The organism is Enterococcus sp. DIV0436a, from assembly GCF_051711605.1.
Classification (GTDB): domain Bacteria; phylum Bacillota; class Bacilli; order Lactobacillales; family Enterococcaceae; genus Enterococcus_B; species Enterococcus_B faecium.
This window is the reverse complement of sequence record NZ_JBIONA010000001.1, coordinates 1,308,582-1,333,023: the sequence shown is the minus strand read 5'-3', so window position 1 is coordinate 1,333,023 and position 24,442 is coordinate 1,308,582. Positions and strand designations below refer to the sequence as shown.

The 24,442-nt window shown below is 38.1% G+C and carries 23 protein-coding genes and 1 pseudogene; 7 read left to right on the top strand and 17 right to left on the bottom strand.

The window, feature by feature from the left end:
• Positions 1-7: 7 nt before the first annotated feature.
• The 7 genes from IGL15_RS06460 to rpsT all read left to right on the top strand — a co-directional run bounded on the left by IGL15_RS06460 (position 8) and on the right by rpsT (position 5,847).
• A complete protein-coding gene (locus IGL15_RS06460; protein WP_002289120.1) occupies positions 8-712 on the top strand; it encodes a histidine phosphatase family protein in 705 nt (234 codons plus the stop codon).
• Positions 713-903: 191 nt separating this feature from the next.
• Positions 904-1,737, top strand: a complete 834-nt coding sequence (locus IGL15_RS06455) for an undecaprenyl-diphosphate phosphatase (RefSeq protein WP_002298973.1) — start codon at positions 904-906, stop codon at positions 1,735-1,737.
• Between the two features lie 196 nt (positions 1,738-1,933).
• On the top strand, positions 1,934-3,862 hold the full coding sequence (locus tag IGL15_RS06450) for a heavy metal translocating P-type ATPase (RefSeq protein WP_002289122.1): 1,929 nt from the start codon (positions 1,934-1,936) through the stop codon (positions 3,860-3,862).
• 137 nt (positions 3,863-3,999) lie between these two features.
• Positions 4,000-4,455, top strand: coding sequence for a DUF441 domain-containing protein (locus tag IGL15_RS06445; protein WP_002289123.1), 456 nt, complete (start codon positions 4,000-4,002; stop codon positions 4,453-4,455).
• Positions 4,456-4,534: 79 nt separating this feature from the next.
• Positions 4,535-4,663 carry a hypothetical protein gene (locus IGL15_RS06440; RefSeq protein WP_002295511.1) on the top strand — a complete coding sequence of 43 codons (129 nt, stop codon included), beginning with the start codon at positions 4,535-4,537 and terminating at the stop codon, positions 4,661-4,663.
• A 261-nt stretch (positions 4,664-4,924) separates the two neighbouring features.
• Positions 4,925-5,194 (top strand): hypothetical protein, encoded by a 270-nt coding sequence (locus IGL15_RS06435; RefSeq protein ID WP_002289125.1) that lies wholly within the window; start codon positions 4,925-4,927, stop codon positions 5,192-5,194.
• Between the two features lie 398 nt (positions 5,195-5,592).
• Complete coding sequence (rpsT, locus tag IGL15_RS06430) at positions 5,593-5,847, top strand: 30S ribosomal protein S20 (protein ID WP_002292188.1); 255 nt, start codon at positions 5,593-5,595, stop codon at positions 5,845-5,847.
• Between the two features lie 88 nt (positions 5,848-5,935).
• Here rpsT and holA read toward each other — a convergent pair whose 3' ends face one another.
• The 17 genes and pseudogenes from holA to typA all read right to left on the bottom strand — a co-directional run bounded on the left by holA (position 5,936) and on the right by typA (position 24,426).
• Positions 5,936-6,982, bottom strand: a complete 1,047-nt coding sequence (gene holA, locus IGL15_RS06425; protein ID WP_104765187.1) for a DNA polymerase III subunit delta — start codon at positions 6,980-6,982, stop codon at positions 5,936-5,938.
• Positions 6,983-7,019: 37 nt separating this feature from the next.
• Positions 7,020-9,293: a DNA internalization-related competence protein ComEC/Rec2 gene (locus IGL15_RS06420; protein WP_104765184.1), complete on the bottom strand. Its 2,274-nt coding sequence runs from the start codon at positions 9,291-9,293 to the stop codon at positions 7,020-7,022.
• Positions 9,286-9,825, bottom strand: a complete 540-nt coding sequence (locus tag IGL15_RS06415) for a ComE operon protein 2 (RefSeq protein ID WP_002295503.1) — start codon at positions 9,823-9,825, stop codon at positions 9,286-9,288. Before IGL15_RS06415 ends, IGL15_RS06420 begins: the two co-directional genes overlap by 8 nt.
• Positions 9,826-9,960: 135 nt before the next feature.
• Entirely contained in the window at positions 9,961-10,179 is a 219-nt protein-coding gene (locus tag IGL15_RS06410) for an esterase (protein WP_104765183.1), read from the bottom strand.
• Positions 10,176-10,420 (bottom strand): annotated as a pseudogene (locus IGL15_RS06405) (SGNH/GDSL hydrolase family protein). The gene IGL15_RS06410 and the pseudogene IGL15_RS06405 overlap by 4 nt, the downstream one beginning before the upstream one ends.
• A gap of 115 nt (positions 10,421-10,535) precedes the next feature.
• Positions 10,536-11,264, bottom strand: a complete 729-nt coding sequence (locus IGL15_RS06400; RefSeq protein ID WP_104765182.1) for a helix-hairpin-helix domain-containing protein — start codon at positions 11,262-11,264, stop codon at positions 10,536-10,538.
• Positions 11,265-11,422: 158 nt separating this feature from the next.
• Entirely contained in the window at positions 11,423-12,466 is a 1,044-nt protein-coding gene (locus tag IGL15_RS06395; RefSeq protein WP_002295493.1) for a SepM family pheromone-processing serine protease, read from the bottom strand.
• Positions 12,456-12,947: a pantetheine-phosphate adenylyltransferase gene (gene coaD / locus IGL15_RS06390; protein WP_002295492.1), complete on the bottom strand. Its 492-nt coding sequence runs from the start codon at positions 12,945-12,947 to the stop codon at positions 12,456-12,458. The genes IGL15_RS06395 and coaD overlap by 11 nt, the downstream gene beginning before the upstream one ends.
• Positions 12,944-13,504: a 16S rRNA (guanine(966)-N(2))-methyltransferase RsmD gene (rsmD, locus tag IGL15_RS06385; RefSeq protein WP_104765181.1), complete on the bottom strand. Its 561-nt coding sequence runs from the start codon at positions 13,502-13,504 to the stop codon at positions 12,944-12,946. The genes coaD and rsmD overlap by 4 nt, the downstream gene beginning before the upstream one ends.
• A gap of 129 nt (positions 13,505-13,633) precedes the next feature.
• Positions 13,634-13,972, bottom strand: coding sequence for a YlbG family protein (locus IGL15_RS06380; protein ID WP_002295490.1), 339 nt, complete (start codon positions 13,970-13,972; stop codon positions 13,634-13,636).
• Positions 13,956-14,402 carry a YlbF family regulator gene (locus IGL15_RS06375; protein ID WP_002295488.1) on the bottom strand — a complete coding sequence of 149 codons (447 nt, stop codon included), beginning with the start codon at positions 14,400-14,402 and terminating at the stop codon, positions 13,956-13,958. The genes IGL15_RS06380 and IGL15_RS06375 overlap by 17 nt, the downstream gene beginning before the upstream one ends.
• Positions 14,383-15,507: a CAP-associated domain-containing protein gene (locus IGL15_RS06370; RefSeq protein ID WP_002295486.1), complete on the bottom strand. Its 1,125-nt coding sequence runs from the start codon at positions 15,505-15,507 to the stop codon at positions 14,383-14,385. The genes IGL15_RS06375 and IGL15_RS06370 overlap by 20 nt, the downstream gene beginning before the upstream one ends.
• Positions 15,508-15,527: 20 nt before the next feature.
• Entirely contained in the window at positions 15,528-18,956 is a 3,429-nt protein-coding gene (locus IGL15_RS06365) for a pyruvate carboxylase (protein ID WP_002288741.1), read from the bottom strand.
• Positions 18,957-18,981: 25 nt separating this feature from the next.
• Complete coding sequence (locus IGL15_RS06360) at positions 18,982-20,145, bottom strand: FtsW/RodA/SpoVE family cell cycle protein (protein ID WP_002288740.1); 1,164 nt, start codon at positions 20,143-20,145, stop codon at positions 18,982-18,984.
• 2 nt (positions 20,146-20,147) lie between these two features.
• On the bottom strand, positions 20,148-20,450 hold the full coding sequence (locus IGL15_RS06355; RefSeq protein WP_002298990.1) for a YlaN family protein: 303 nt from the start codon (positions 20,448-20,450) through the stop codon (positions 20,148-20,150).
• A gap of 113 nt (positions 20,451-20,563) precedes the next feature.
• Positions 20,564-22,336 (bottom strand): DNA helicase RecQ, encoded by a 1,773-nt coding sequence (recQ, locus tag IGL15_RS06350; RefSeq protein WP_104765186.1) that lies wholly within the window; start codon positions 22,334-22,336, stop codon positions 20,564-20,566.
• Between the two features lie 260 nt (positions 22,337-22,596).
• Positions 22,597-24,426, bottom strand: coding sequence for a translational GTPase TypA (gene typA / locus IGL15_RS06345; protein WP_002288735.1), 1,830 nt, complete (start codon positions 24,424-24,426; stop codon positions 22,597-22,599).
• Between the last annotated feature and the right edge of the window lie 16 nt (positions 24,427-24,442).

Here is a 24,442-nt window from a genome sequence, read left to right as displayed (position 1 = left end):
GAATAAAATGACAGAAACTACACTTTATATCGTACGACACGGAAAAACGATGTTCAATACAATTGAACGAGTACAAGGCTGGTGTGATACACCCCTCACAAAGCAAGGACAAGAAGGCATTCATTATTTAGGTCGCGGGTTAAAAAATGTCGACTTTTCATTTGCTTATTCTAGTGACAGTGGTCGTGCGATCGAAACTGCCCGTATTATTCTAGGAGAACATTCTAAAGGAAAAGAAATTCCTTATTTTATTGAAAAAAGGATTAGAGAATGGTGTTTCGGGTCTCTTGAAGGTGGATATGACATGGAAATGTGGGGTGTGATCCCTCGTGTATTGAATTTTAAAACATATGATGAAATGTTTACCACAGAAGTTTCTTTTGAACAAATTGCTAATGCTGTATACAACTTAGATACCGCTGGGTGGGCGGAAACTTATGAAACATTGCGAGACCGTGTATGGACAGGATTTGAAGATATCGCCCATCACTGCGAAAAAAATGGTGGTGGAAATGTTTTAGTCGTATCTCATGGTTTGACGATCGCCTTTTTGCTTAATCTGATCGATCCTAAACAGCCTGTTCGTGCTGGGCTTTTAAATGGCAGCGTAACAAAGGTCACTTATGCAAACGGTCGATTTTCTATCCACGGCATCAATGATACGTCTTATATCGATAACGGGAAAACACATAGTCGCGACTCGTTTCTATAATGGGGATATTTTAATTTTTACCAGAGAATCATAAAAGGCAAAATCTGAACGAGGGCTTTGTCTTCTTTTTTCTCTTCGTGTACTTATCTGCTTTATTTCTCAAGTTTTTCTTAATATTAAAAAACAGATTGGGTTTCTCAAAAAATAACGGTATACTATAAGATGTATCTTAATTGGGAAGGAAGGAATTTATGTTTTTTGCAAATATTATCAAAGCAGTGATTCTCGGTATTATTGAAGGAATAACGGAATGGCTGCCCATCAGTAGTACTGGTCATTTGATCCTAGCAGATGAATTCATCAAACTGGATGCCAGTTCACAATTTATGTCGATGTTCAATGTCGTTATCCAATTAGGGGCGATCTTGGCTGTCGTCGTTCTTTATTTTCACAAGTTAAACCCATTTTCTCCAAGTAAATCAACGGTAGAAAAAAAAGATACGTGGACACTTTGGTTTAAAGTGATCGTTGCTTGCATACCAGCCATCATCATTGGTTTGCCTTTGGATGATTGGTTAGAAGCAAATTTCCACAAGTTCTTACCAGTTGCCATTGTTTTGATCGTTTACGGTATTGCCTTTATTATTGTCGAAAAACGCAACAAAAACAAAACACCTCGTTGGACTTCTCTGAATGACTTTACGTACCAAGCAGCTCTTCTTGTTGGGTTATTCCAAGTCTTGGCACTTGTTCCCGGAACATCCCGTTCTGGCGCAACGATCCTAGGAGCTATCTTGATTGGTGCTTCGCGTTTTGTCGCTACAGAGTTTTCATTTTTCTTAGGGATTCCTGTCATGTTTGGCGCAAGCGGCTTGAAGATCGTCAAATATTTAGCTGAAGGGAATTCATTCAAAATGGAAGAAACTGTTGTTCTTCTTGTAGGAACATTCGTATCTTTTGTGGTTTCCGTCTTAGCTATCAAATTCTTACTAAGCTATTTGAAGAAAAACGACTTTACCGCTTTTGGCTGGTATCGTATTATCCTTGGTATCATTTTGATTGGTTATTGGTTTATTGCAATGTAGAAAAAACCAGAGCACTTCTCTTATTTGAGAAATGTTCTGGTTTTTTATTTTCTTTAATAATAATCATTATAAATAATAAAAACAACATCAAGCTTAATCACCAAATGATAACCATTATCGTTCTCATTTAGCTGTTATTATTATCAATTACATTTTTATTATGCTATCCTTGTTTTGACAAGGAGGTCTAATAACGATGACTAATCAGAAAAAAGCTTTTGCAGCAACAATCGGCTGCCTTTTATTTATGATCTTCGGTTTTATCTTCGACCGATTCTCTCTTACCATCACCCCACTTTTTTATATCAGTGCCATTATCATCGGTGGATACAAACAAACATCGGAAGGCTTGAAAGAATTGTGGAATGATCGGACACTGAATGTGGATTTATTGATGGCTTTAGCTGCTATTGGTGCCTGTTTGATCGGTAATTACTTTGAAGGAGCAATGTTGACATTCATCTTTTGTTTAAGCGGTGCATTAGAGGAATACACAACTAATAAAAGTCAAAAAGAAATTACTGCTTTGATGAATCTTCAACCACAAAAAGCCCAATTATTAAAAGAAAATGGACAAATGCAAGAAGTAGATGTTTCTCAACTAAAGGTGGATAACTTGGTATTTGTCGCTAAAGGAGCAGCTGTTCCGATAGATGGCTTTTTAGAAAGCACACAGGCAACGATCGATGAGTCTGCATTAAGCGGTGAATCTGTGCCTGTAGAAAAATATTTAGGCGATGAGATGTATGCAGGAACGCTGAATCAAGGAAATCCCATCACGATTCGAGTAACAAAAACGAGTTCCGAAACTGTCTTTGCTAAGATTATCCAATTAGTAGAAGAAGCGCAGAATACGCCAACTCAAACAGCTTCATTTATCGAACGAATCGAAAATAATTATGTAAAATTGATTTTGCTTGCTGTTCCTCTAATGATCCTTCTCCCCCACTTTTTCCTAGGTTGGAGTTGGGATGAAAGCTTTTATCGAGGAATGGTATTATTAGTTGTGGCTTCTCCTTGTGCGCTTGTCGCATCTGCTACACCAGCATCTCTAGCTGCTCTTTCAAATTCTGCAAAAAATGGGATTTTAATCAAAGGCGGTATCCATTTAGAAAAGCTTTCTGAATTAAAAGCGATTGCCTTTGATAAAACAGGAACGCTCACTAAAGGAAAACCAGTTGTAACTGACAGCTTTTTCTTTGATGAAAAGGATTTGGCACAACAACTTCTTGTTGCTATGGAACAAAAAACGACGCATCCACTTGCTCATGCGATTTTGCAATATTTCGATTGCACAATACCTGAAGAAATCCAATACTTACCAATAGAAGAAATTACTGGTTTTGGATTACAAACTACCTATTTAGGTGCGCAATGGAAAGTTGGCAAGCACGCATATGATCCTGAGACGATGATAATCAGCAAAGAGATTGCGGAAATGATCGAACGTTTGGAAAATCAAGGCAAAACCGTGATTTATCTTTCTAAAGATCAGCAGTTAATTGCTGTTTTAGGTCTGCTAGATATTCCAAAAGCAAATACCCAACAAGTAATTTCCTACTTTAAATCCCAAAACATCCATACAAGTATGATAACCGGCGACCATTCTGGCACAGCAAAGGCCATTGCTGAACAAGTAGGGATTGAACATTACTATGCAAGCTGTACTCCGGAAGAAAAAACACAACTAGTCAAAAAAGAGAATGAACTTTACCAAGTAAATGCGATGGTTGGTGATGGAGTCAATGATGCGCCTGCTTTAGCAGCCGCTTCTTTAGGTGTCGCTATGGGGCAAGGGACAGATGCCGCTATGGATATCGCAGACATCGTCTTAATGAAAAGCGACTTAAATAAATTTGTCTACAGTCATCGGCTATCTTTAAAAATGCGGCGGATCATCAAACAAAATATTATTTTTTCGATTCTTGTTATTCTCTTGTTGATTGCTTCTAACTTCCTGCAATTTTTAAATCTACCTCTTGGAGTTGTAGGACACGAAGGAAGCACAATATTGGTTATTCTGAATGGCTTGCGTTTACTAAGACCTTTACCTGATCTTTCTGATTCTTCAAAAAAATGTAAGTCTTGTCCACTATACAAAGCGCGGCTGTCTTCTGTCAAATAAGCAAAGTGTTTTTTTATGATTTTGTTTATTTTATGAAAAAAACAGCTTATGAATAGGTCTTGAAGGATGAAATCCTACTTTTGCAACTTTCTAAAAACATGTTATGATTGTTTCGAAGAAAGTGAGGAATATATTTCATGGAAAGTTGGCTTTTTTTAGGAATTATTTTACTTGTAGCAATTTTAGCTAAGAATCAAAGTCTGATGATAGCAGCAGCTTTTGTTTTGATTATGAAGCTCATACCAGCCTCCCGTTCCTTTTTCCCTTGGCTGCAAGGCAAAGGAATCAATATTGGGGTGACGATCATCACAGCGGCTATTCTAATCCCTATCGCAACAGGAGAAATCGGTCTACGTGATCTATTAGAAGCCTTTAAATCCCCTATTGGCTGGGTAGCTGTTTTTTGCGGTGGGCTAGTGGCTGTCTTATCTTCCAAGGGTGTAGGATTGATTGCTTCTGATCCACAAATCACTGTTGCACTTGTTTTCGGCACGATTTTAGGTGTTGTCTTCTTAAGAGGAATCGCCGCCGGACCGGTCATTGCTTCTGGTATCACTTACTGTATCTTACAAGTATTTGCTTTAGGAAAATAGAACAAATTTTGTCTATTTTAGGAGATTCTTAACACCCCCAATTTACTGATCCGTGATATACTGACAACGAGGTGATACAATGTTCGAAAAATTAAAGTATTTCATAGGAACAATCGGCTGGTTTCTTCTAGCGGTACTTTTGATTCTGGGCTTAGCTTATCTATTATTTCCTGATTTGATACAAAATGTGTTTGATACTGCTTTTTGATTGACCTATTAAAACGATATAGGGGATGCTCCTGCGATGCAGGGGCTTTTTTTAATCAATATTTTGTAATAATTTAGGCCGTGCCAATGAGACTTCCTATAGAATTCGATGCTCTTTTTTCTTTTTGGCTCTTCTGCTCTTTTTTGTTATACTAGATTACAGTGGACAAAAGAAAGAATGATCGCATCCACTTCAACGAATATCAAAATGGAAGAATTAGTGCCTGTTTTCAGGTTACTTTGAAAAGAAAGGAAGACGCTTGTGGAAACTTTTGAAGGTCTTTTAATTGATACGTACGTTTTACAAGAACAGCCAATGATGCTGACTGGGATCAACTTGCAGCTTGAGGACCGTGTGATCAATGGCCTGCTTAAAGATCGCTATTTGGCAAAATATATCTTACGTTTGCCCCTAAATAAATATGTGCTGGAAGTAAGTGGCAAATGGAACCGTCGGAACCAGTTGGTCATAAAAAAAATGTTGATAAAAAATATCGATGAATACATTAAAATAATCGGTACACCAGAATAGCCTTTACTGATCAAAGGATGCTGGTTATAAAATAACTGCAGTTTCTTAATAGAAAAACAAAGAACAACAGGGAATCGTATCCCTTTTCAAAAAAAACTTTGCAAACGGTTCTCTTTGTTATATAATAACTTAGTACCAAACATTCCCATTCAAACTTTGTTTAAATAGATAAATAAAAATCTAGTTTGGTTTGACGCTATTGCCTCCCACAATAGCGTCTTTTTGATTTTTTCAGCTTGTACTATCCGTTTTTACTGAAAAAAAATCCTAATAAAAGACTGTTAAGGAAAAAAACTTGTCATGTTCATATTGCAAAGCACGCTGCCTTTAGGTATAATAATGAATGTTGAATTATGCGGTAACACGCGTAAGAACTTAAGTTATCGGAGGTGAAACTAATGCCAAACATTGAATCTGCAATCAAACGTGTTCGTACAAGCGAAAACGCTAATGTGAAAAATTCATCTCAAACAAGCGCTATGCGTACTGCAATCAAAAAATTTGAAGATGCTGTAGCTTCAGGTGCTGACAACGTAGATGCGTTATATAAAGAAGCTGTTAAAGCTATTGATATGGCTGAATCAAAAGGTCTAATCCACAAAAACAAAGCTAACCGCGACAAATCTCGTTTAAGCAAAAAAATCGCTAAATAAAAGAATCGGCTTCGGCCGATTTTTTTATTTGTCAAAAAAAGGACAAAAACAAACGACCTTCCCGCATGCTTTGCCCTCGTCTTTCTTCTTATCGATTTCTTAACAACTGCCCTGTGCGCAAAACGAATAGTTGAAAATTTAATTCTTTTTCGATTTGTCCCGTTTTGATTTGATAATCCATCTCAACTAATTGATCAAACAACTGTACCAGCAAATGTTCATCGAATTTTTTTACTTCCTGCATGGCAAGTTTTACACGATATGGATGGATTTTCAATGTTTCAGCAATATTTGCCTGCTGATAACCAATCTTTACAAGAAATTTTGTCTGTAAAAATAAACGTAATTGAGAAAGCAAAATCGCATTAATTTTGATTGTTTCTTCCCCTTGCATAACTAAATCTTCGTATAAACGCAAAGCTTGTTCCGTCTTCCCTTTTAAAATATATTGGGTCATGTCAAAAATATTATGTTCTAACGTTTTAGGAACTAATTCTTCTACTTCTCTTACCGTGATTTGCTGTTGATTTTGTCCATAAAGGACCAATTTCTGTAACTCTCTCATCATTTTGGATAAATCTAAGTCGGTCAACCTCAAGAATAAATCAATTGCACTTCGTTCCATTTTGATTGAGGAATTCTCTAAGGTATTCATCAGATATTGACGTACTTCTTTTTCATTCAACTGTTGGACATTGATGATGATTGCTGTTTTTTTCAATTGTTTCGTTACTTTTTTCCGTTCATCCAACTTTTCATATGGCGCAAAGAATACTAATACAGTCGATTCTAATGGTTCTTTCAAATAAGCCGTCAATAAATCAGTATTTTGTTCGATTCCATTGTTTACTTTTTCACCTGTTAAAAAATAAGGATTCTCTACGAATACTAACCGTTGATCTCCGAAAAACGGCAACGTCTCTGCTTCAGCTACTACCTCATCTAAACTTGCATTTTCCATGTCAAAACTTAAAAAATTTAAGTCATCTTCGCCCTCTAATTGGATTTTTTTGACAATTTCTGTCCGAACTTGATCTTGGAGAAACTTTTCTGTTCCTAAAATCAAGTAACAAGATGCAAGTTTTTCTTTACGTATTTTTTGTAACTCTGCTTGTATACTCAAATTACTCACCACTTTCAAAAATTATCCTACCATGAGCAGATGAGAATTACTAGTCTATCATTGTTTCCACTAGCCCATGAGGATGAAAAACTGGATGCCAGCGATAGGTGATCATTCCTTGTTGATCCGTTCGCCATGTTTTTATCTGATTTTCTTCTAGTGTCTCCAATACTTCGCTGTGCGGGTGACCATAACGATTATTTACGCCGCAGGATATAATCCCATGTTTTGCTTCAATATGGGAAAGAAAATCTGTGTTACTTGACGTACGGCTACCGTGATGACCTAATTTGACTACATCGGCTTTCAGATTAGGATAAATCAAAAGCAATTGTTTTTCCATTTCTTGATTCAAATCTCCTAAAAATAAAAAGCGCCTATTGTTATATTCCATCCATAGACCAATCGAATCTTCATTTCTTCCCTCTCCCTTTTCAAAAGGAGTCAATACATAAAGATCATAATAACCGCTGATCCTGTCCCCATGTTTGATTTCAATGATCTCAGTACCATTTTTTTGAGCTTCAGATAAATGCCTTTGTAATGGCTCATTTCGTCCAGCGCCCCAACCGATATAAATTTTTTTGATAGTAAAATGCTGAGATAACGTGGGTAATTCTCCCACATGATCCGTATCGTCATGTGTCAAGATGAGTTTATCGATTATACTTATCCCCTGACCTTTTAGATATGGAACGATATTTCTTTCAGCAGGAGGACGTATCATACCTTGCGCCCACTTTTCTCTTTCAAAGTGTAACTGACCTCCAGTATCGATCAAAATCGTTTCTTTTCGAAAAGGACTTTGCAAAAAGATACTGTCTCCTTGACCGACATCGATAAAAGCGATCGTTGAAGAAAAGCGTAAAAATGGCAAAGTCAAAAAAATAAAAGAAAAAAGACCAACATAAAACAAGTGTTTCACAGGTTGTTCTTTCAACCTATCCGTACAAATCAGTAATCCGAAAATATACATCCCAGATAGCACAAGGGGCAAACGTCCTATAATGAGAGACGACCCTGAAGAAAAATCGATTATTCGCTCAAATAAGATTAATCCCTCTTCTATCAGCAAAAGTAAAGTTTCCGGCAGCCAGCGATTGAAGAGTGTGAGAAATAACACACCAGGAAGAAAAAGAAACTTGAATACCGGTGCAATCAGTAATGTAAAAAGACTACCTAAAATAGGCCACTCATAAAAATGCCATACAATCAACGGCATCGTGATCATAGTAAACAGGACGTGAGAGGCCGTTTTTTTCAACCAATCTCCATCAAAAGAAATCAGGATAAACAAAAAACTCATGAAAAAACTAAGCTGACCACCCGCATGAAAAAGAAATCGAGGATCAAATAGTAAAAGAAGCCAAAAGACAACTGCAAATAAGTCCATGGTGGAATAATGCTTATTCAGCAATTTGACTAGCAATCGCAATAAAAACAGCAAACTAGCACGCAAAACAGAAATAGAACTTCCTGCAATAGAAACATAACAGATAGTTAGTAGACTCAACGGAATAATACTGACGTGTAGTGGCCATCCGATACGTCGAAATAAATAATACAGCCACCCTAAATAAAATTGGATGTGTAGACCCGATAGACTGAACAGATGCAGCAAACCACTCTCCCTAAAAATTTCTTCTGATTCTCTGAATCCTGCATCTTTATAGCCCCATAATAAAGAATTAATATATACACTTGTTTTTTGCGGAAATTCAGATTGGACAAAGGAGATAAAAGATCCTCTTTTTCTCTGAAGCCAGTTTCGCCAGTGATTTTGCATGGTGATCTGTTCAATCTTTTGAATTTGGAACCGTCCAGAGATTCTATGGTTCCTGAAGTAAGCTTCTTGGTCAAAATTATAAAGATTCCGCTTTTTTGCTGGAGAAATGAACTCGCCTTCAGCAGTCAATTCTATTCCCTTTCCTCGGAAGTTAAGCCATGTTTTCAATTCTGCTTCTGTGTTTACTTGATAAGAAAGCTGGAGCTTTTGTTTATTCTCTGATAACCTTCCTTCCATTGTCAAAAAATTACCATTTGCACGAATCGTATCTGTAAATACAGTAATTTGCGCAGATGTTGTTTTTTCCTCTAAAAATGAATACTCTTGTAGCCTATAAGAAATGGATACCGTTATGCTACACAAAATACACAAGTACGCGATAAAACGTCCTTCTTTTAGCGAAAACCATAAAAAAATTCCGGCAAGAAGCAAACGATAACCCCAATTGTCAGTGTAATACAACAAACAGATAATCATCGACGTAATTGCCGGAAAAATCAACCGATTTCGAACATGCCTTTCTAAAACGCTAGACATGTTTTCCTGTTAATTCATTTTGAAGTTTTGAAAAATGCTGTGAGTCTAAAGCAACTTGGTGTACAGATACACCTAATTGTTCGATCAACGCTTGGGCATAAGGATCATTTCGATAGTCATGGAGATAATTGATCCCTTTCACACCAGCTTGCAACAAAGCCTTTGTACAGGCCAAACATGGAAAATGTGTGACATAGATTTCTGAACCTTCCGTCGGGATACCAAGTTTTGCACACTGTAGGAGTGCATTCATCTCTGCATGGATCGTTCGCAAGCAGTGTCCATCCACGACGTAACACCCTTCATCTATGCAGTGGACATCTCCACTGACTGCTCCATTATAGCCGCCAGCAATGATCCTTTTTTCTCGAACGAGTGTCGCTCCTACTTCTAAACGTGTACACGTACTACGTAAAGATAACAGTACTGCCTGAGCCATAAAGTACTGGTCCCAAGGAATGCGTTCATTATGTGACTTATCAGTAACTTTTTCTTTATTCGTATCGCATGCTTTTGAAGATTTTTCTAACATGTTTTATATTCCTCCGTTTTTTCAAGTTGATTAAAAAGTACTCATTGCTTAAACAAAATATTCTTTAAATATAACGAATCATCCTGTCTGACAAAAGATCCTACCCTTCACTGCCGAAATGAAGTCCGTCATCCATTAGCCCATTATAAAAATTCTTCGAATCCATTTGTTCAAGAAATTCCGTATAAAAATCGATACTTCACAATCATGGCGTTTTGGTACTTCTGTGAGAACAGAGATATATTTTTTGATCAACTTGTTATTCCGATATTTTTGTTTTGTCTCATCGACTGCTGGTGGCGTGATAAAGAAAGCATGATCAGAACTATAGTCTTTTTTCAGCTGAACTATCATCCACTGCAGATTTTTTGGTACGTTTCTTTAGAAAGTTGTTTATGCTCTGCTAGATCATTCGTCCCAATGAGAATAAATACTTTATCTGCTGTATAGCTAAGTACATCTTTGGCAAAGCGTTCTCGTAGAGCTTGACTGTTATTGCCGCTGACAGCCGTATTCATAATATGAATCCCAGATATTTTATTTTGGAGGTAGACATTCAGCATTGGTTTTTTAATGTTTCTTTGCTAACAATCAAGCTATTTCCTATCCAAAAATACTACCTCCTCGTCCTGCCAAGCTCTTAGAATTGGATTATTCTTAGTATCCATTAGCGTCCATTTATTGCTCGTGCCAGTCGATTTTGAATCATTCTATTTAATTGTAACGAAGTTTTTTAGTTTTTCAACTGTCTTTTCACCGATACCAGAAATCTCCTGCAGGTCTTCCACTTTCTGGAAGGATCCGTTTTCTTCTCTAAATCGAATGATTTCTTGCGCTTTGACTGATCCGATCCCAGGAATCTGCTGAAGTTCTGATGGAGTGGCTGTATTGATATTTATTTTGGGAGGCTCGGAATCTGCTGTAGGCTGTTTTCCTTCCGGGGATGCCAACTGATCAAGATGTTCTGGCAGCTCTTCACCTACAGCAGGGATATATAGGACTTGCTGATCTTCTATCTTTGCAGAAAAGTTGATTCGATCGCTATCCGCTTCTTCTAATAATCCACCTGCACGCTTTAGTACATCATAGACCCGTTCTTCTGAAGAAAATGAATAGATACCAGGCTCCTTCACACTTCCTTTGATATCGGTGTACATGACCTTTGGACGAGCATCCTCTTCTACATCGTTTCCTTCAGCTGATGGATCTTCTCCACTGGAACTAAACGGAGAAAGTATTTCTTTTGCAGCAGTCTCTTCTGGTTCTCTATAAAATAGCAGATTTGACAATAAAAAACCACTTGCGATACAAAAGATAAGAACTATCATAGACATCCAAATGATCAATTTGGGTGAAGCTAGTATTTTCTTGCTGATTTTTTCTATCATTGTTCTTTTTTCAGAGAATGACCAGTAAAAATCATTCATTACTCCTTTCATTTGAAATTGAAGAAACAGTGAGCTCTGGCAAAATCGTCCCTTCAACATCTAATTACGTCAATTTTTTCTTTTGTTTTTATTTTTATCGTGAAGATTTTTGACGAAAAAGAGGGGGTGTGACAGAACTCGTGTCACAACCCCTCTTTAATTATTTAGTTTCATTTCATTTTCTCTAGATAGTCAAGCGCTTCTTGTACTGTTTTTACTGGTACGATTTTCATTGAGGAATTCAATTTTTTAGCGGCAGCTTTTGCTTCTTCGTAGTTGGTTTTTATTTCAGGATATTCTTTCTTAACATCGTCTGAAATCGTATCATCTGGTGCAAAGAAAATCTCTACGCCAGCTTTATCCGCACTTGCCACTTTTTTATCGATTCCTCCGATTCGGCCAACTTCTCCTTCACTGTTGATCGTTCCAGTTCCTGCAATTTGCTTACCATGTCGCAAGTTTTTACCAGTGACTTGTTCATAGATTTCTAAAGTGAACATCAATCCCGCTGATGGCCCACCGATAGAGCCAGAATTAATACGAACATCTGTATCTGATTCGATCTCGGTATGGTCAGTAAGCGTGATACCTATTCCTGCCTTTTTATCTGTTGGTAACTCGATCAGATCACCAGAAGCTGTTTTTTCTTCACCATTATGCAAATAACTGATTTCGATTGTTTGTCCAACTTTTTGGCTTTTTACATAATCCATAAATGCTTCTGTACTTTGAAAGCTTTTCCCGTCTACTTTTGTTACTGTATCTCCAACTGAAAGCTTGCCAAAGAAATTCGATGTTTTCTCTACACTCATGACATATACGCCTTTGAATTCCATTTTATAAGGCTTGTCTGCAAGTTTTAACGCTTGTTCGATTGCTGCATTTTGGGAAGAATCCATATAATACTGCTGCATTTGATTATATTCTTCATTTGTCGCCCCACCAGTCAATTCTTCTTCACTGATCAATTCTTCAAAAGGGGTCATTTTAGCTTTTAAAGCTAAGAAACCTGTAGCTTGCCTGATACCAACAGAGGTAAGAGAGAAAGACCCAGAACCTTTATCTTCCTTATCATTGACCGTAATTAGTTCTTTCAGATCGATCGTGGCTCCCGGTGATTCTACATAATACGGCAAGGGAACTACTACAAATCCAATGATCAACATTCCAAATATGATAATTAGTACTGTTTTCAACCATTGTTTAGCTTTCATTTGATTCACGCTTTCCAGCTAAAGCTTCGTTGATCACTGGCGGTAAGTAGCTGCTCACATCTCCGCCAAAGTGCAGTACTTCTTTTAAAATACTGGAACTCACGTGACTATATTCTGGTTTTGCTAATAAGAAGACAGTTTCCAATTCATCATATAGATGATGATTCATCTGAGCAATCTCTCGTTCATATTCAAAGTCTTTGATACTTCGTATGCCTCTGATCAACGCATCTGCACCAATCTCTTTTGCTGTTTCTACCGTCAATTGATTTTCTTGATGCATGACTTTTACATTAGGAAGATGAGAAACAGCTTTTGTGATCAATGTCATTCTTTCTTCTGGGGGAAACAAACTTTTCTTTGAAGTATTGATAAAAACACCAATTACTACCTCATCGAATAATTTAGCCGCACGTTCCACCGTATCTAAGTGACCTTTTGTAAAAGGATCAAAACTTCCTGGGAATAATGCACGTTTCATTGATTTCCCTCTTTTCTATAGATAGTTACGGCCGTTATGCCATAAATCTGTTTTCTTATTTGATGGAATCCAGCCACAGTTTCTGGCAATTCGACTGTTTTATCCGTTTCGCATACGATAACTGCGGTTTTAGAAAAAAGTCCCAGTTCTTCCATTTTATGGATTTGATCGATTATTTTTTGTTTTGCATATGGCGGATCAAGAAACAAGTAGTCGAATTGTTGTTTCTCCGCTGCTAGCCGTTCGATTGCTTTGTCCGCATCAAGTTTTATTGTGGTAAATTTCTCTGGTTCTTTCGTAATTTCGATGTTTACTTTGATGATTTTTAGCGCTTGGTAATTTTTGTCTACGCATACCGCATGACTGCAGCCTCTAGATACTGCTTCGATAGCTAAACCACCGCTTCCTGCAAACAGATCCAATACTGTCTCTCCATCAAAATATGGTCCAATCATATTGAATATGGATTCTTTTACTTTATCTGTAGTTGGTCTGGTGTTCGCCCCTGCTAAACTTTTTAAACGGCGCCCGCCATAATTTCCTGATATTATCCGCATCTACTCACTCCTTAGAAATGGTACTGGTACTAGTATACCAAAAAAAAGACAAAAAAATACTTGGACAATGATCAAAAATCGATCGTTATCCAAGTTATTTTTTATTTAAAAACTGCTCATAAGAGATTTTTAAAGATGTTCAGCTAATCGGATTTCTGTATTTAGCTCTTCGATTTCGAAACCTTCGTCTTTTAATACTGTTTTGTTTCCTATTTTTTCGGCAAAATTCATTTCGATATCCGGTCGGTAAGAACGTTCTACGTTTCGAACAAAATGTAATTTACGGATTCGTTCTTCTGTTTCTTCAAATGTCTCTTCATTTAAGTAAAGCACGACATATTTCATTCTTCTTGAGACATAATGCAACAAGCCGAACTTTTTCAGATTCTTTAATTGTTTTAAGCTGTAGACCCATACGATCAGCCCGCGTCGTTTTGTTATTTCAAATTCACTATTGTCTAATTGCATGACAATTACCTCCGCATCCAAAGTGTTTTTTCGTTTCAAAAAACGGGCTACCTGCATCTACTTTGATTTCATTAGAAACTTCTTCGGCAAGTACTTGGACAATTTGATCCAACAGACTTTGCAGCTGTGTTTCACTATATCGGAAAGCTGCAACATGCTCATCCATATCAAGCTGTCTTTTTGCTTTTCGAACAGCTCGTTTTTTTTCACGATAATCAGGTGCATACTCACCATATGCCGCTACATTTTCAAATGCTTCTTTCTTAGACAAGAACGCTTCTTTCAACTGGCAAACTTTTGCAGATTCTTCCATTGACTGTTTATGTTCGAGATAAGAAGCCATCGTTTTACTCTTTTTTATCATTTCAGCGACTTGGAGGCATTGATCCTCCAGTTGAAACAGCTCTTCGTTAACGATCACTGCTATCACTACTTTCTCCGTTTTCTTCTTGCAATAAGACTAACATATTTTCTTTAGAAAAAGCAATGCCTACAGAATCCGTTCCCGGGTCCATGAAACGGTCATGGTTGTAAGGATCGCTGTACCAATATAAAAACGAAAAAGTAGCGTCGATCGCCGGATGAATAAATAGCCCACTAGTATTTTCTAATTTTTGTTTACTGATTAACTTTTCCAATTCATCATTCGTCAGTGAGAATTTCACTGTCGTTTGAGCACTGCCTAGCGATTTTTGCCAATCAGCCATACGTTCCTCTGACAATATTTCCTCAGGCCTTGTCAAAAAATCATGTAGTAGCAGCTGACTGTGGTTTTGAAAGGCAAGTGTTTGATTGTATATGGGAAGTTCGTCTTCTCTTCTAAGCATATTTAATAAAGTCGTACTTTTTCGTTCTTTAACGCGATTGATTGATTCCCAATCAGCCGATTTATCTGCTTGATAATGTGGAAGGCCTTCACCAAACACTTGATATGGCAATAGTTTCAAAAGACTATCTTTATCTAAATACACAACTGAAAATAGGCCGTTTGTTGTTTGATCAAAAAATAAAATAGCAAAAGTGTCGTTATCAAAAGCAATTAGCGGACGGTAATTCATATCCTCTTCCATTAGTTCGATTCCAACTTCTGTATCATGGTACTCAAAAGTGAAATTAGTATAGATAGTAGTAATTTTCGTAAGATCTTGCATCGTCATCCCTAAATAAAACGGCGCGATATCAGCAGGCCCTGTTTGCAGTACTTTAACAGTTGTGACTCTGCTGTCTTGGATGTTCGCTTCAAATGTGAGATGACTAGCTTTATTTTCATAATATCTTGTTTCAAAACCAAATCCGCTAGTTAATCGATCATAGGCTTGGCCAAAATCCTTTTCCAGCTGATCGATCGGTTTTCCGATATAAGTAGAAAAACCAGTTGCTTTAAGCTCCTGGTATTTCCACGTTGTCATTTGGTTTGATATTTGTTGATCAGAGTTTTCCTTCACTTCAAGTTTTGGCGGAAACAAGACTGGTTCCATGTAGAATGCCACAATAACTAATAGCAGAATCAGCCAAAACAAACCCAGTCTTTTCATGTTTCCCCACCTTTCGCTTATTATTTCTCAGTCACTTCAATCAAAAGGTCACCAGACGAAATAGTGTCTCCTGAAGACACATATACATGTGCGACTTCTCCGTCAAAACGTGCTTCGATGGCCGTTTCCATTTTCATCGCTTCAGTAATCATCAACGTATCACCTTTTTTAACGTTATCGCCTTTTTTCACTAATACATCCAAAACAGAACCAGACATCGTTGCTCCAATTTGTTCTCGGTTTGTCGGTTCAGCTTTCAATCGGGTTTGGACCGTACTGATGATCGAATTATCTTTGATAGTGATTTCACGTCTTTGTCCATTCAAATTGAAGAACAGTACGCGATTCCCTTCGATATCGGGTTCTCCGATTTCATCTAAACGAATGATAAGCGTTTTTCCGCGTTCGATTTGTACATTGATTGTTTCACCCAAACGTATACCTTGGAAAAATGTTGGTGTGTCCAGTAATGTAACATCGCCAAATTGATTATATGCTTTTTGATAGTCCAAAAAGACTTGCGGATACATCAAATAGCTTAATACTTCGTCTTGTTTTGGTTCATAGCCAATTTTTTCTGCCAATTCTTTTTTTACTTCGTTGAAGTCGACTGATTCAGCCAAAAGACCTGGACGTTCATTCAATGCAGGTCTGCCTTTAAGAATAATCTTTTGCAATTTTTTAGGAAATCCGCCAACGGGTTGCCCTAGTTCTCCTTGGAAGAAAGTCACAACAGATTCAGGGAAACTTAGTGTTTCGCCTTTTTCATAAATATCTTCTTCTGTAAGATCATTTTGGACCATAAATAGTGCCATATCTCCAACTACTTTAGATGATGGAGTTACTTTAACGATATCGCCAAACATCAAGTTGACAGTATGATACATTTGTTTGATTTCATCCCAGCGATGACCTAATCCGACAGCTTTTGCCTGTTGCTGTAGATTCGAATACTGTCCTCCTGGCATTTCATGCATATATACTTCTGTTTCAGGAGCATTCAAGCCGTTTTCAAACGGTTTGTAATACATGCGCACATCTTCCCAATAATGGTTTAATTTCTGTGCATTTTCAATCGTGATTTCTGGCAGCCGTGGACCATTGACCAGTGCATAATACAAGCTGCTCATGCTAGGCTGACTAGTATTCCCACTCATTGCACTCATTGCCACGTCAACGATGTCTACTCCTGCTTTTGAAGCAGCAGAATAAGTGATGATTCCATTCCCGCTGGTGTCATGAGTATGCAGATGGATTGGCAGATCTGTCGTTTCTTTCAATTCACTAATCAAACGATAAGCTGCCTGCGGTTTAAGCAGCCCAGCCATATCTTTGATTGCAATGATATGCGCACCCAGTTGTTCTAGTTCCTTTGCCATGTCTTTATAATACTGAACATTGTATTTTGCCCGACTTGGATCGTTGATATCGCCAGTATAGCAAATAGCTGCCTCTGCGATTTTACCAGTATCCCGTACAGCTTGGATACTTTTTTCCATTTGTGGAGTCCAGTTCAAACTATCAAAGATTCGAAATACATCGATTCCTTGCGCTGCTGCTTCTTTGACAAATTCCACCAATACATTGTCAGGATAATTAGAATACCCAACGGCATTTGAACCTCTGAAAAGCATTTGCAGCAACGTATTAGGCATTAAAGAACGAATTTTTCTCAACCGTTGCCAAGGATCTTCATTCAAAAAGCGGTAAGCCACATCAAATGTTGCTCCCCCCCACATCTCACTTGAAAAGAGTTCAGGAAGACCTTCTCCAGTCAAACGTGCAATCTGCTTGAAATCCTTTGTCCGAACACGAGTTGCTAGCAGACTTTGATGGGCGTCTCTAAATGTCGTATCCGTCAACAACAAATTTTCCTGTCCTTTGATCCATTCGACCAAAGCATCGGCACCCTTCGCATCTAATACATTCTTAGCCGTTACGTAATCAGTTCTTGTGATTAGATCTTTAGGCATACGTGGTTCTTCATAAAATGGTTTTTCGCCACTTTCGATACCTGGAAAACCATTCACAGTAATTTCACCGATATATTTCATCGTTTTGTTTCCGCGGTCTCGTAGTCGAGGAAATTCAAATAATGTTGCTGTACTATCAATGAAGGTTGTTTTTGCATTTCCTGATTGGAATTCAGGATGTGTGATGACATTGAGCATAAATGGAATGTTTGTTTTCACTCCACGGATTCTAAATTCTTTCAAGCAACGTTCCATTTTCTGAATGGCTGTTTCAAAAGTAGCACCATGCGTACATACTTTTACTAGCAATGAATCAAAATACGGTGTCACTACATAGCCCGCGTAAGCATTTCCGACATCCAGACGTACGCCAAAACCACCAGGTGAACGATACGTATCGATTTTCCCTGTGTCTGGTAAAAAGTTATTCAACGGGTCTTCTGTAGTGATTCGGCATTGAATGGCTGAACCATTTAATTTAATTCCTTCTTGCTGAGGCAATCCGATTTCTTTATGCAGATCCAAACCTTGAGCAATCAACAGTTGCGTTGTTACGATATCAATATCTGTAATCATTTCTGTGATCGTATGTTCCACTTGGACGCGAGGGTTGACTTCGATAAAGTAAAAATCATCTCCTTCAACAAGAAATTCTACTGTACCTGCGTTGACATACCCGACATATTTCATCAATTGGACAGCTGCCTGGCAGATTTTTTGACGTTGCTGTTCATTCATAGAGACACAAGGCGCTACTTCTACTACTTTTTGGTGACGGCGCTGAACAGAACAATCTCTTTCAAAAAGATGGATGACGTTTCCATGCGTATCCCCGAGAATCTGTACTTCGATATGTTTAGGATTAGCGATGTATTTTTCAACATACACTTCATCACTACCAAAGGCTGCTTTTGCTTCGCTTTTCGCACGTTCGTAGCCCTCTCTTGCACTCTTTTCATCGTGAGCTACACGCATGCCGCGTCCGCCGCCACCTAGAGCTGCCTTGATCATAATCGGATAACCGTATTGTTTCGCAAACTCCAAGGCATCGTCTATAGAAGCGATTGGTCCATCTGTGCCTGGAATCGAAGCAATCCCCGCTTCGATAGCTGCAGCTTTTGCTTTGATTTTATCTCCAAAAATATCTAAATGATGCAGTTTGGGTCCAACAAAAATGATGCCTTCTTCTTCGCACCGTTGCGCAAAATTCAAGTTTTCCGACAAAAGACCGTAACCCGGATGAATAGCGTCAGCTCCGCATTCTTTCGCGATAGAAATGATCCCTTCAATATCTAGATACGCATCAATCGGTTTTTTTCCTTGTCCTACTAAATATGCTTCATCCGCTTTGAAACGGTGTACGGAATATTCATCTTCTTCTGCATAGATTCCAACAGTTTTAATTCCTAATTCTGTACAAGCACGAAATACACGTACAGCGATTTCACCCCTGTTAGCAACTAAAACTTTTTTCATCGAACCACTCCTACATCTTTTTTTATTATAAACCTAAGCTCTTGCGTTTTTCATCCGCACTGATGTTGAGGACAAAGCCGACACAAATCGAAAGCATCAGCAAACTGGAGCCTCCTTGACTTAAAAATGGGAACGTGATCCCTGTCAAAGGAATAACACCAGTAATTCCTCCAAGATTGACAAATACTTGGATCAAAAACATTGCGCCGATCCCAATGCACAAAAGCGAATTGAACGGATCTTTTGAACGGATACCTACAAGGACAATGCGCACAATCATAAAGAATAGCAACGCTAATATCAAAATCCCCATAATCACTCCCAGTTCTTCCACTACGATTGCATAAATAAAATCGGTTTGTGCTTCTTGTAAAAATCCTTTTTTCTGGATACTGTTACCTAATCCCCTGCCAAATAGTCCTCCGTTGAACATGGCATAGTAGCCGTTGACTAGTTGATGCCCTTTATTTAATTCGTCTGAGAAAGGATTTTGGTAAATAGCAAATCGATTATAGATATACTGTAAACGTCCAGGTAAGATCTTTCCGTTTGTGATATTGATCAGCCAGATCGTAAAAGTACTTAGACAAAAGCCTCCTACTCCTACAATCAAAGTATACACATAATTGACTCCGCTGGCTAAAAGCAGAACCAAAATAATCAAAAAGATAACTGCCGCATTACCAAAATCGGGAAGAATAGCGACTAATGCAGTAAGTCCGATAACCATTGCAAGTGGACGTTTCACAGTCCCAAGAAAATCTTTTTGTACACTGTTTTGTCTTTTAGATAAAGTCAGAGACAGGTACCAGATAGAAATGATTTTTAGGTATTCGGCAGGTTGGATCGAGAATCCTGCAATTTGCAGCCAACCTTTCGCCCCATTGATCTCCTTACCAAAAAACACAACAATCAGCAGCAAAATCGTCAAAACTGCGATGGCTGCCATGATCAAACGCTGGTTTTTCAAAACATCTGTTTTCATTTTATAAAGTAGTGCGATAGCAATCAAGCTAAGCACCCAAAAAATACTCTGGTTAATGACTGATGCGGACGGATTTTGTCCGTTTTCTAATAATAGATACGACGTAGAACTATATACCATGATCAATCCCAATACACATAAAATTAAATAGGGAATCAAGATGCTATAGTCTAATAGATGCCTTTTTTTCACTTTCTTAGGCAAGTCTATTCCTCCTTGCCAACTTCTTTTTTATCATAATTTTCTTGGTAAACCTCACTATATAACTGATTCAATTCTCGTTCTAGCTCACTTAACATCAGCTGGCCCTCGTTCTTTCCGATTACTCCTATACGGACAGCAAAACCGACTTGCCGGGAAAAGCCGTACATCTGTGTATCTACCACTTCTTCGAAGGCTTTGCATTGTGAGATACAGAGACTGTTGTTTTGATTTCGGATTAATCGTTTGATCCGTTCTGCTTCATCATTTAATACTTGGATCGCAAGTTTTTTCGACAAAGAATCCATCTGTGCTTACCTCCCATTCTAATTCCTTAATTATAACATATTTGATTTTCATAAGGAGCAAAAAAAACAGATTTAACCAGTTGTTTTTATTCATTTTTACGTATTCGTTCTTTCTACTTATCCAGAACGTTAGAGTCCGCATTTTTTATCCGAGATAAAAAGGCTTCGCCATATTTATCAAGCTTGCTTTGGCCAACTCCTTTTATCTGAAGCATCTCCAATCTGCTTGATGGACGTATTCGGCTCATTTCTTTCAATGTGGAATCTGAAAATACGACATACGGGGGAACGCCTGCTTCTGATGCTAGATCCGTTCGCAGTTCCCGCAGCATTTCAAATAGTGTATCGGTTTCTTCATCCGATAGCTGCTGGACTTTCTTGGGTTCCTTTCGATAAACAGATTCTTGTCCTTTCAATACTTGTATCCCTCTTTCTGTTACTTTCAAAACAGGATACTCACCATTGATGGTCAGAAGATAGCCATTCGATATCAAATATTCAATTAACTGCATCGTTTCTTTTTGCGATTGGTTTTTCATCAGTCCATAGGTAGATAAATGTCCAAAACCTAAAGCTTGCAACTTTTGTTCTTTCGATCCTGCTAAGACTTTCATCAGCATTTGTTTACCATAGTTCTCACCCATACGTTTTAAGCAAGAAAGAACCATCTGTGCTTCTGTCGTTACTTCTACTATTTCTCTGTCATCTAAACAGTTACCACAACGGTTGCACGGACTGCTTGTCTCGCCAAAATAGTTTAGGATGTATTGCTGAAGACAGGACTCAATATACACGTATTCTGTCATCGCTTTTAATTTTTCATATTCTTTTTGCTTTTGCCCTTCTTCTCTTTGGGACTGCTGGATAAAAAACTTTTGGACTTGGATATCTTGAGGAGAGAAAAGCAGGATGGCTTCACTGGAAAGACCATCTCTTCCCGCCCGACCAGCTTCCTGATAGTATGCTTCTAGAGAGCCAGGAATTTGATAATGGATAACAAAACGGACATTGCTTTTATTTATACCCATACCAAATGCATTTGTCGCTACAATCAGCTGCAAGCGATCGTATAAAAAGGCTTCTTGCATTTCTGTTCGCTCATTCTCATTTAGACCACCATGATATCTACCCACGGAAAAATCAAATTTTTTAAGCAAATGATAGAGACGGTCTACTTCTTTTCTCGTTGCTGCATAAATGATACCAGATTGATTTTTGTTGATCTTTAAATATTCGATTAGATATTGTTCTTTTTTTTGATCTTTAATTACTTGAAATCGTAGATTTTCTCGTTCAAAACCAGTCTGAATATGGTTGTTTTCTGGAATTTTTAAAAGTCTTTTTATGTCAGCAGCTACTTGCACAGTCGCTGTAGCTGTCAAAGCAACAATTACAGGACGATTTGGCAGTTGATCTAGCTGGTTCGCCATCTGTAAATAACTTGGGCGGAAATCATGCCCCCACTGAGAGATACAATGTGCCTCGTCAATAGCGATCATACGGACGTTCCATCGCTTCATTGCTTGGATAAAATCTGGCATGATAAAACGTTCAGGAGCGATATAAAGTAAACGGTACTGCTGTCTATCGATTTCTTGGAAGCGTCTAGCTGTTTCGTAACCATCTAACGAGCTATTGATAAAAGTGGCGGGTATACCTAATTGATTCGCCGCGTCCACCTGATCCTTCATCAAAGAGATTAAAGGGGACACAACCACAGTAAGCCCATCTAACAGTAAAGCTGGAAGCTGGTAACAGATTGATTTCCCACTTCCGGTAGGCATGATTCCTAATACATTTTCCTGATCAATGACTTTCTGGATAATTTCTTTTTGACCAGGTCTAAACTCATCATAGCCAAAGTATTGTTTTAATAAGTCGTTCATCTTCCCGCTCCTTTCTCTTGCCATTTTACTTCGATTTTCTTCGAAGGACAAGTTGATCTCCTTTCGTGAAACATTATCTTATTATGAAACAAAAACTCTCTAGAAATAAGTTTTTTAAAAGTCTTTTAAACCTCTTTTGGCGTATTTTCTGAATTTATGTCCATTGACAAAGATGACTTCTCCACAGAAAAGAGTTGGACAAAAAAAGAAACCAGCTATTTTTTATAACAAGCTGGTTTCTCTCTTCATCCTTTTACAGATTATTTTTTCTTTTTAGATGCTTTTTCACGAGCATTTTTCTCTAAAATTTGTTTTCTCAAGCGAATGCTTTCTGGTGTTACTTCGCAATATTCATCATCATTCAAGAATTCCAAAGATTCTTCCAACGTCAATTGTTTTGGTTTTTTGATGACAGATGTTTGGTCTTTAGTAGCAGACCGTACGTTTGTCATTTGTTTTGCTTTCGTGATGTTGACAGTCAAATCATTATCACGGCTGTTTTCCCCGATAATCATTCCTTCATATACTTCTGTACCTGGTTCTACGAAGACTGTACCGCGTTCTTCGATACTCATGATAGAATAAGTCGTTGCTTTTCCTGTATCGATCGAAACAAGCGCCCCTTGGTGACGTCCGCCAATTTGACCAGGAAGCATTGGCAGATATTGGTCAAAAGTATGGTTCATGATTCCGTAACCACGTGTCATTGAAAGGAATTCAGTTGAATAACCAATCAAACCGCGGGCAGGTGTTAAGAATGTCAAACGGATTTGTCCGTTTCCTGTATGGACCATATCTTGCATTTCACCTTTACGTAAGCTCAAGGACTCGATAACACTACCCATATATTCTTCTGGTGTATCGATTTGCACGCGTTCAAACGGTTCGCATTTTACACCGTCGATTTCTTTTTCAATAACTTCTGGACGAGATACTTGCAATTCGTATCCCTCACGGCGCATGTTTTCAATCAAGATAGACAAATGCAATTCTCCACGACCAGAAACTGTCCATGCATCTGGAGAGTTTGTTGGTTCAACTCGCAAGGATACATCTGTTTGAAGTTCTGCCATCAAACGTTCTTCAATCTTACGAGCGGTTACGAATTTACCTTCTCGACCGGCAAATGGTGAATTATTAACTAAGAAAGTCATTTGCAATGTTGGTTCGTCAATGTGAAGGATAGGTAACGCATCTTGATGATCCACAGGAGTAACTGTTTCACCGACAAAGATATCTTCCATACCTGAGACAGCAATCAAGTCTCCAGCTTTTGCTTCTTGAATCTCTAGACGTTTTAGTCCAAAGAAACCAAATAATTTCGTTACACGGAATTTCTTAACTGTTCCGTCTAATTTAATTAATGCTACTTGGTCTCCTACTTTGATTGTTCCTCTAAATACACGTCCGATTCCGATACGACCTACATAATCGTTGTAGTCAAGTAATGAAACTTGGAATTGTAATGGTTCGTCGCTGTTATCGACAGGAGCAGGGATTTTTTCAATAATTGTATCAAAAATAGGTGCCATGGTTGGTTCTTGATCTGCTGGATCATCTGACAAGCTTGACGTACCATTTAGTGCAGATGCATAAATCACAGGAAAGTCTAACTGATCATCATCTGCTCCTAATTCGATGAATAGTTCAAGAACTTCATCTACGACATGCTCAGGACGAGCAGAAGGTTTGTCAATCTTGTTTACGACAACGATTGGTGTGATATGTTGTTCCAGTGCTTTTTTCAATACAAAACGTGTTTGAGGCATTGTTCCTTCATACGCATCTACGACCAACACAACGCCGTCAACCATTTTCATGATCCGTTCTACTTCGCCACCGAAGTCCGCGTGTCCTGGAGTATCCATGATGTTTACGCGAATTCCTTTATAGTCTACAGCTGTGTTTTTGGCTAAAATCGTGATACCACGTTCTTTTTCTAGCGCATTTGAGTCCATCGCACGTTCTTGCAATTGCGTATGTGCGTCTAATGTATCTGATTGTTTTAATAGTTCATCAACTAATGTTGTTTTTCCGTGGTCAACGTGGGCAATAATTGCGACGTTACGGATATCGTTTCTATAATTCAATGTAACTAACTCCTTT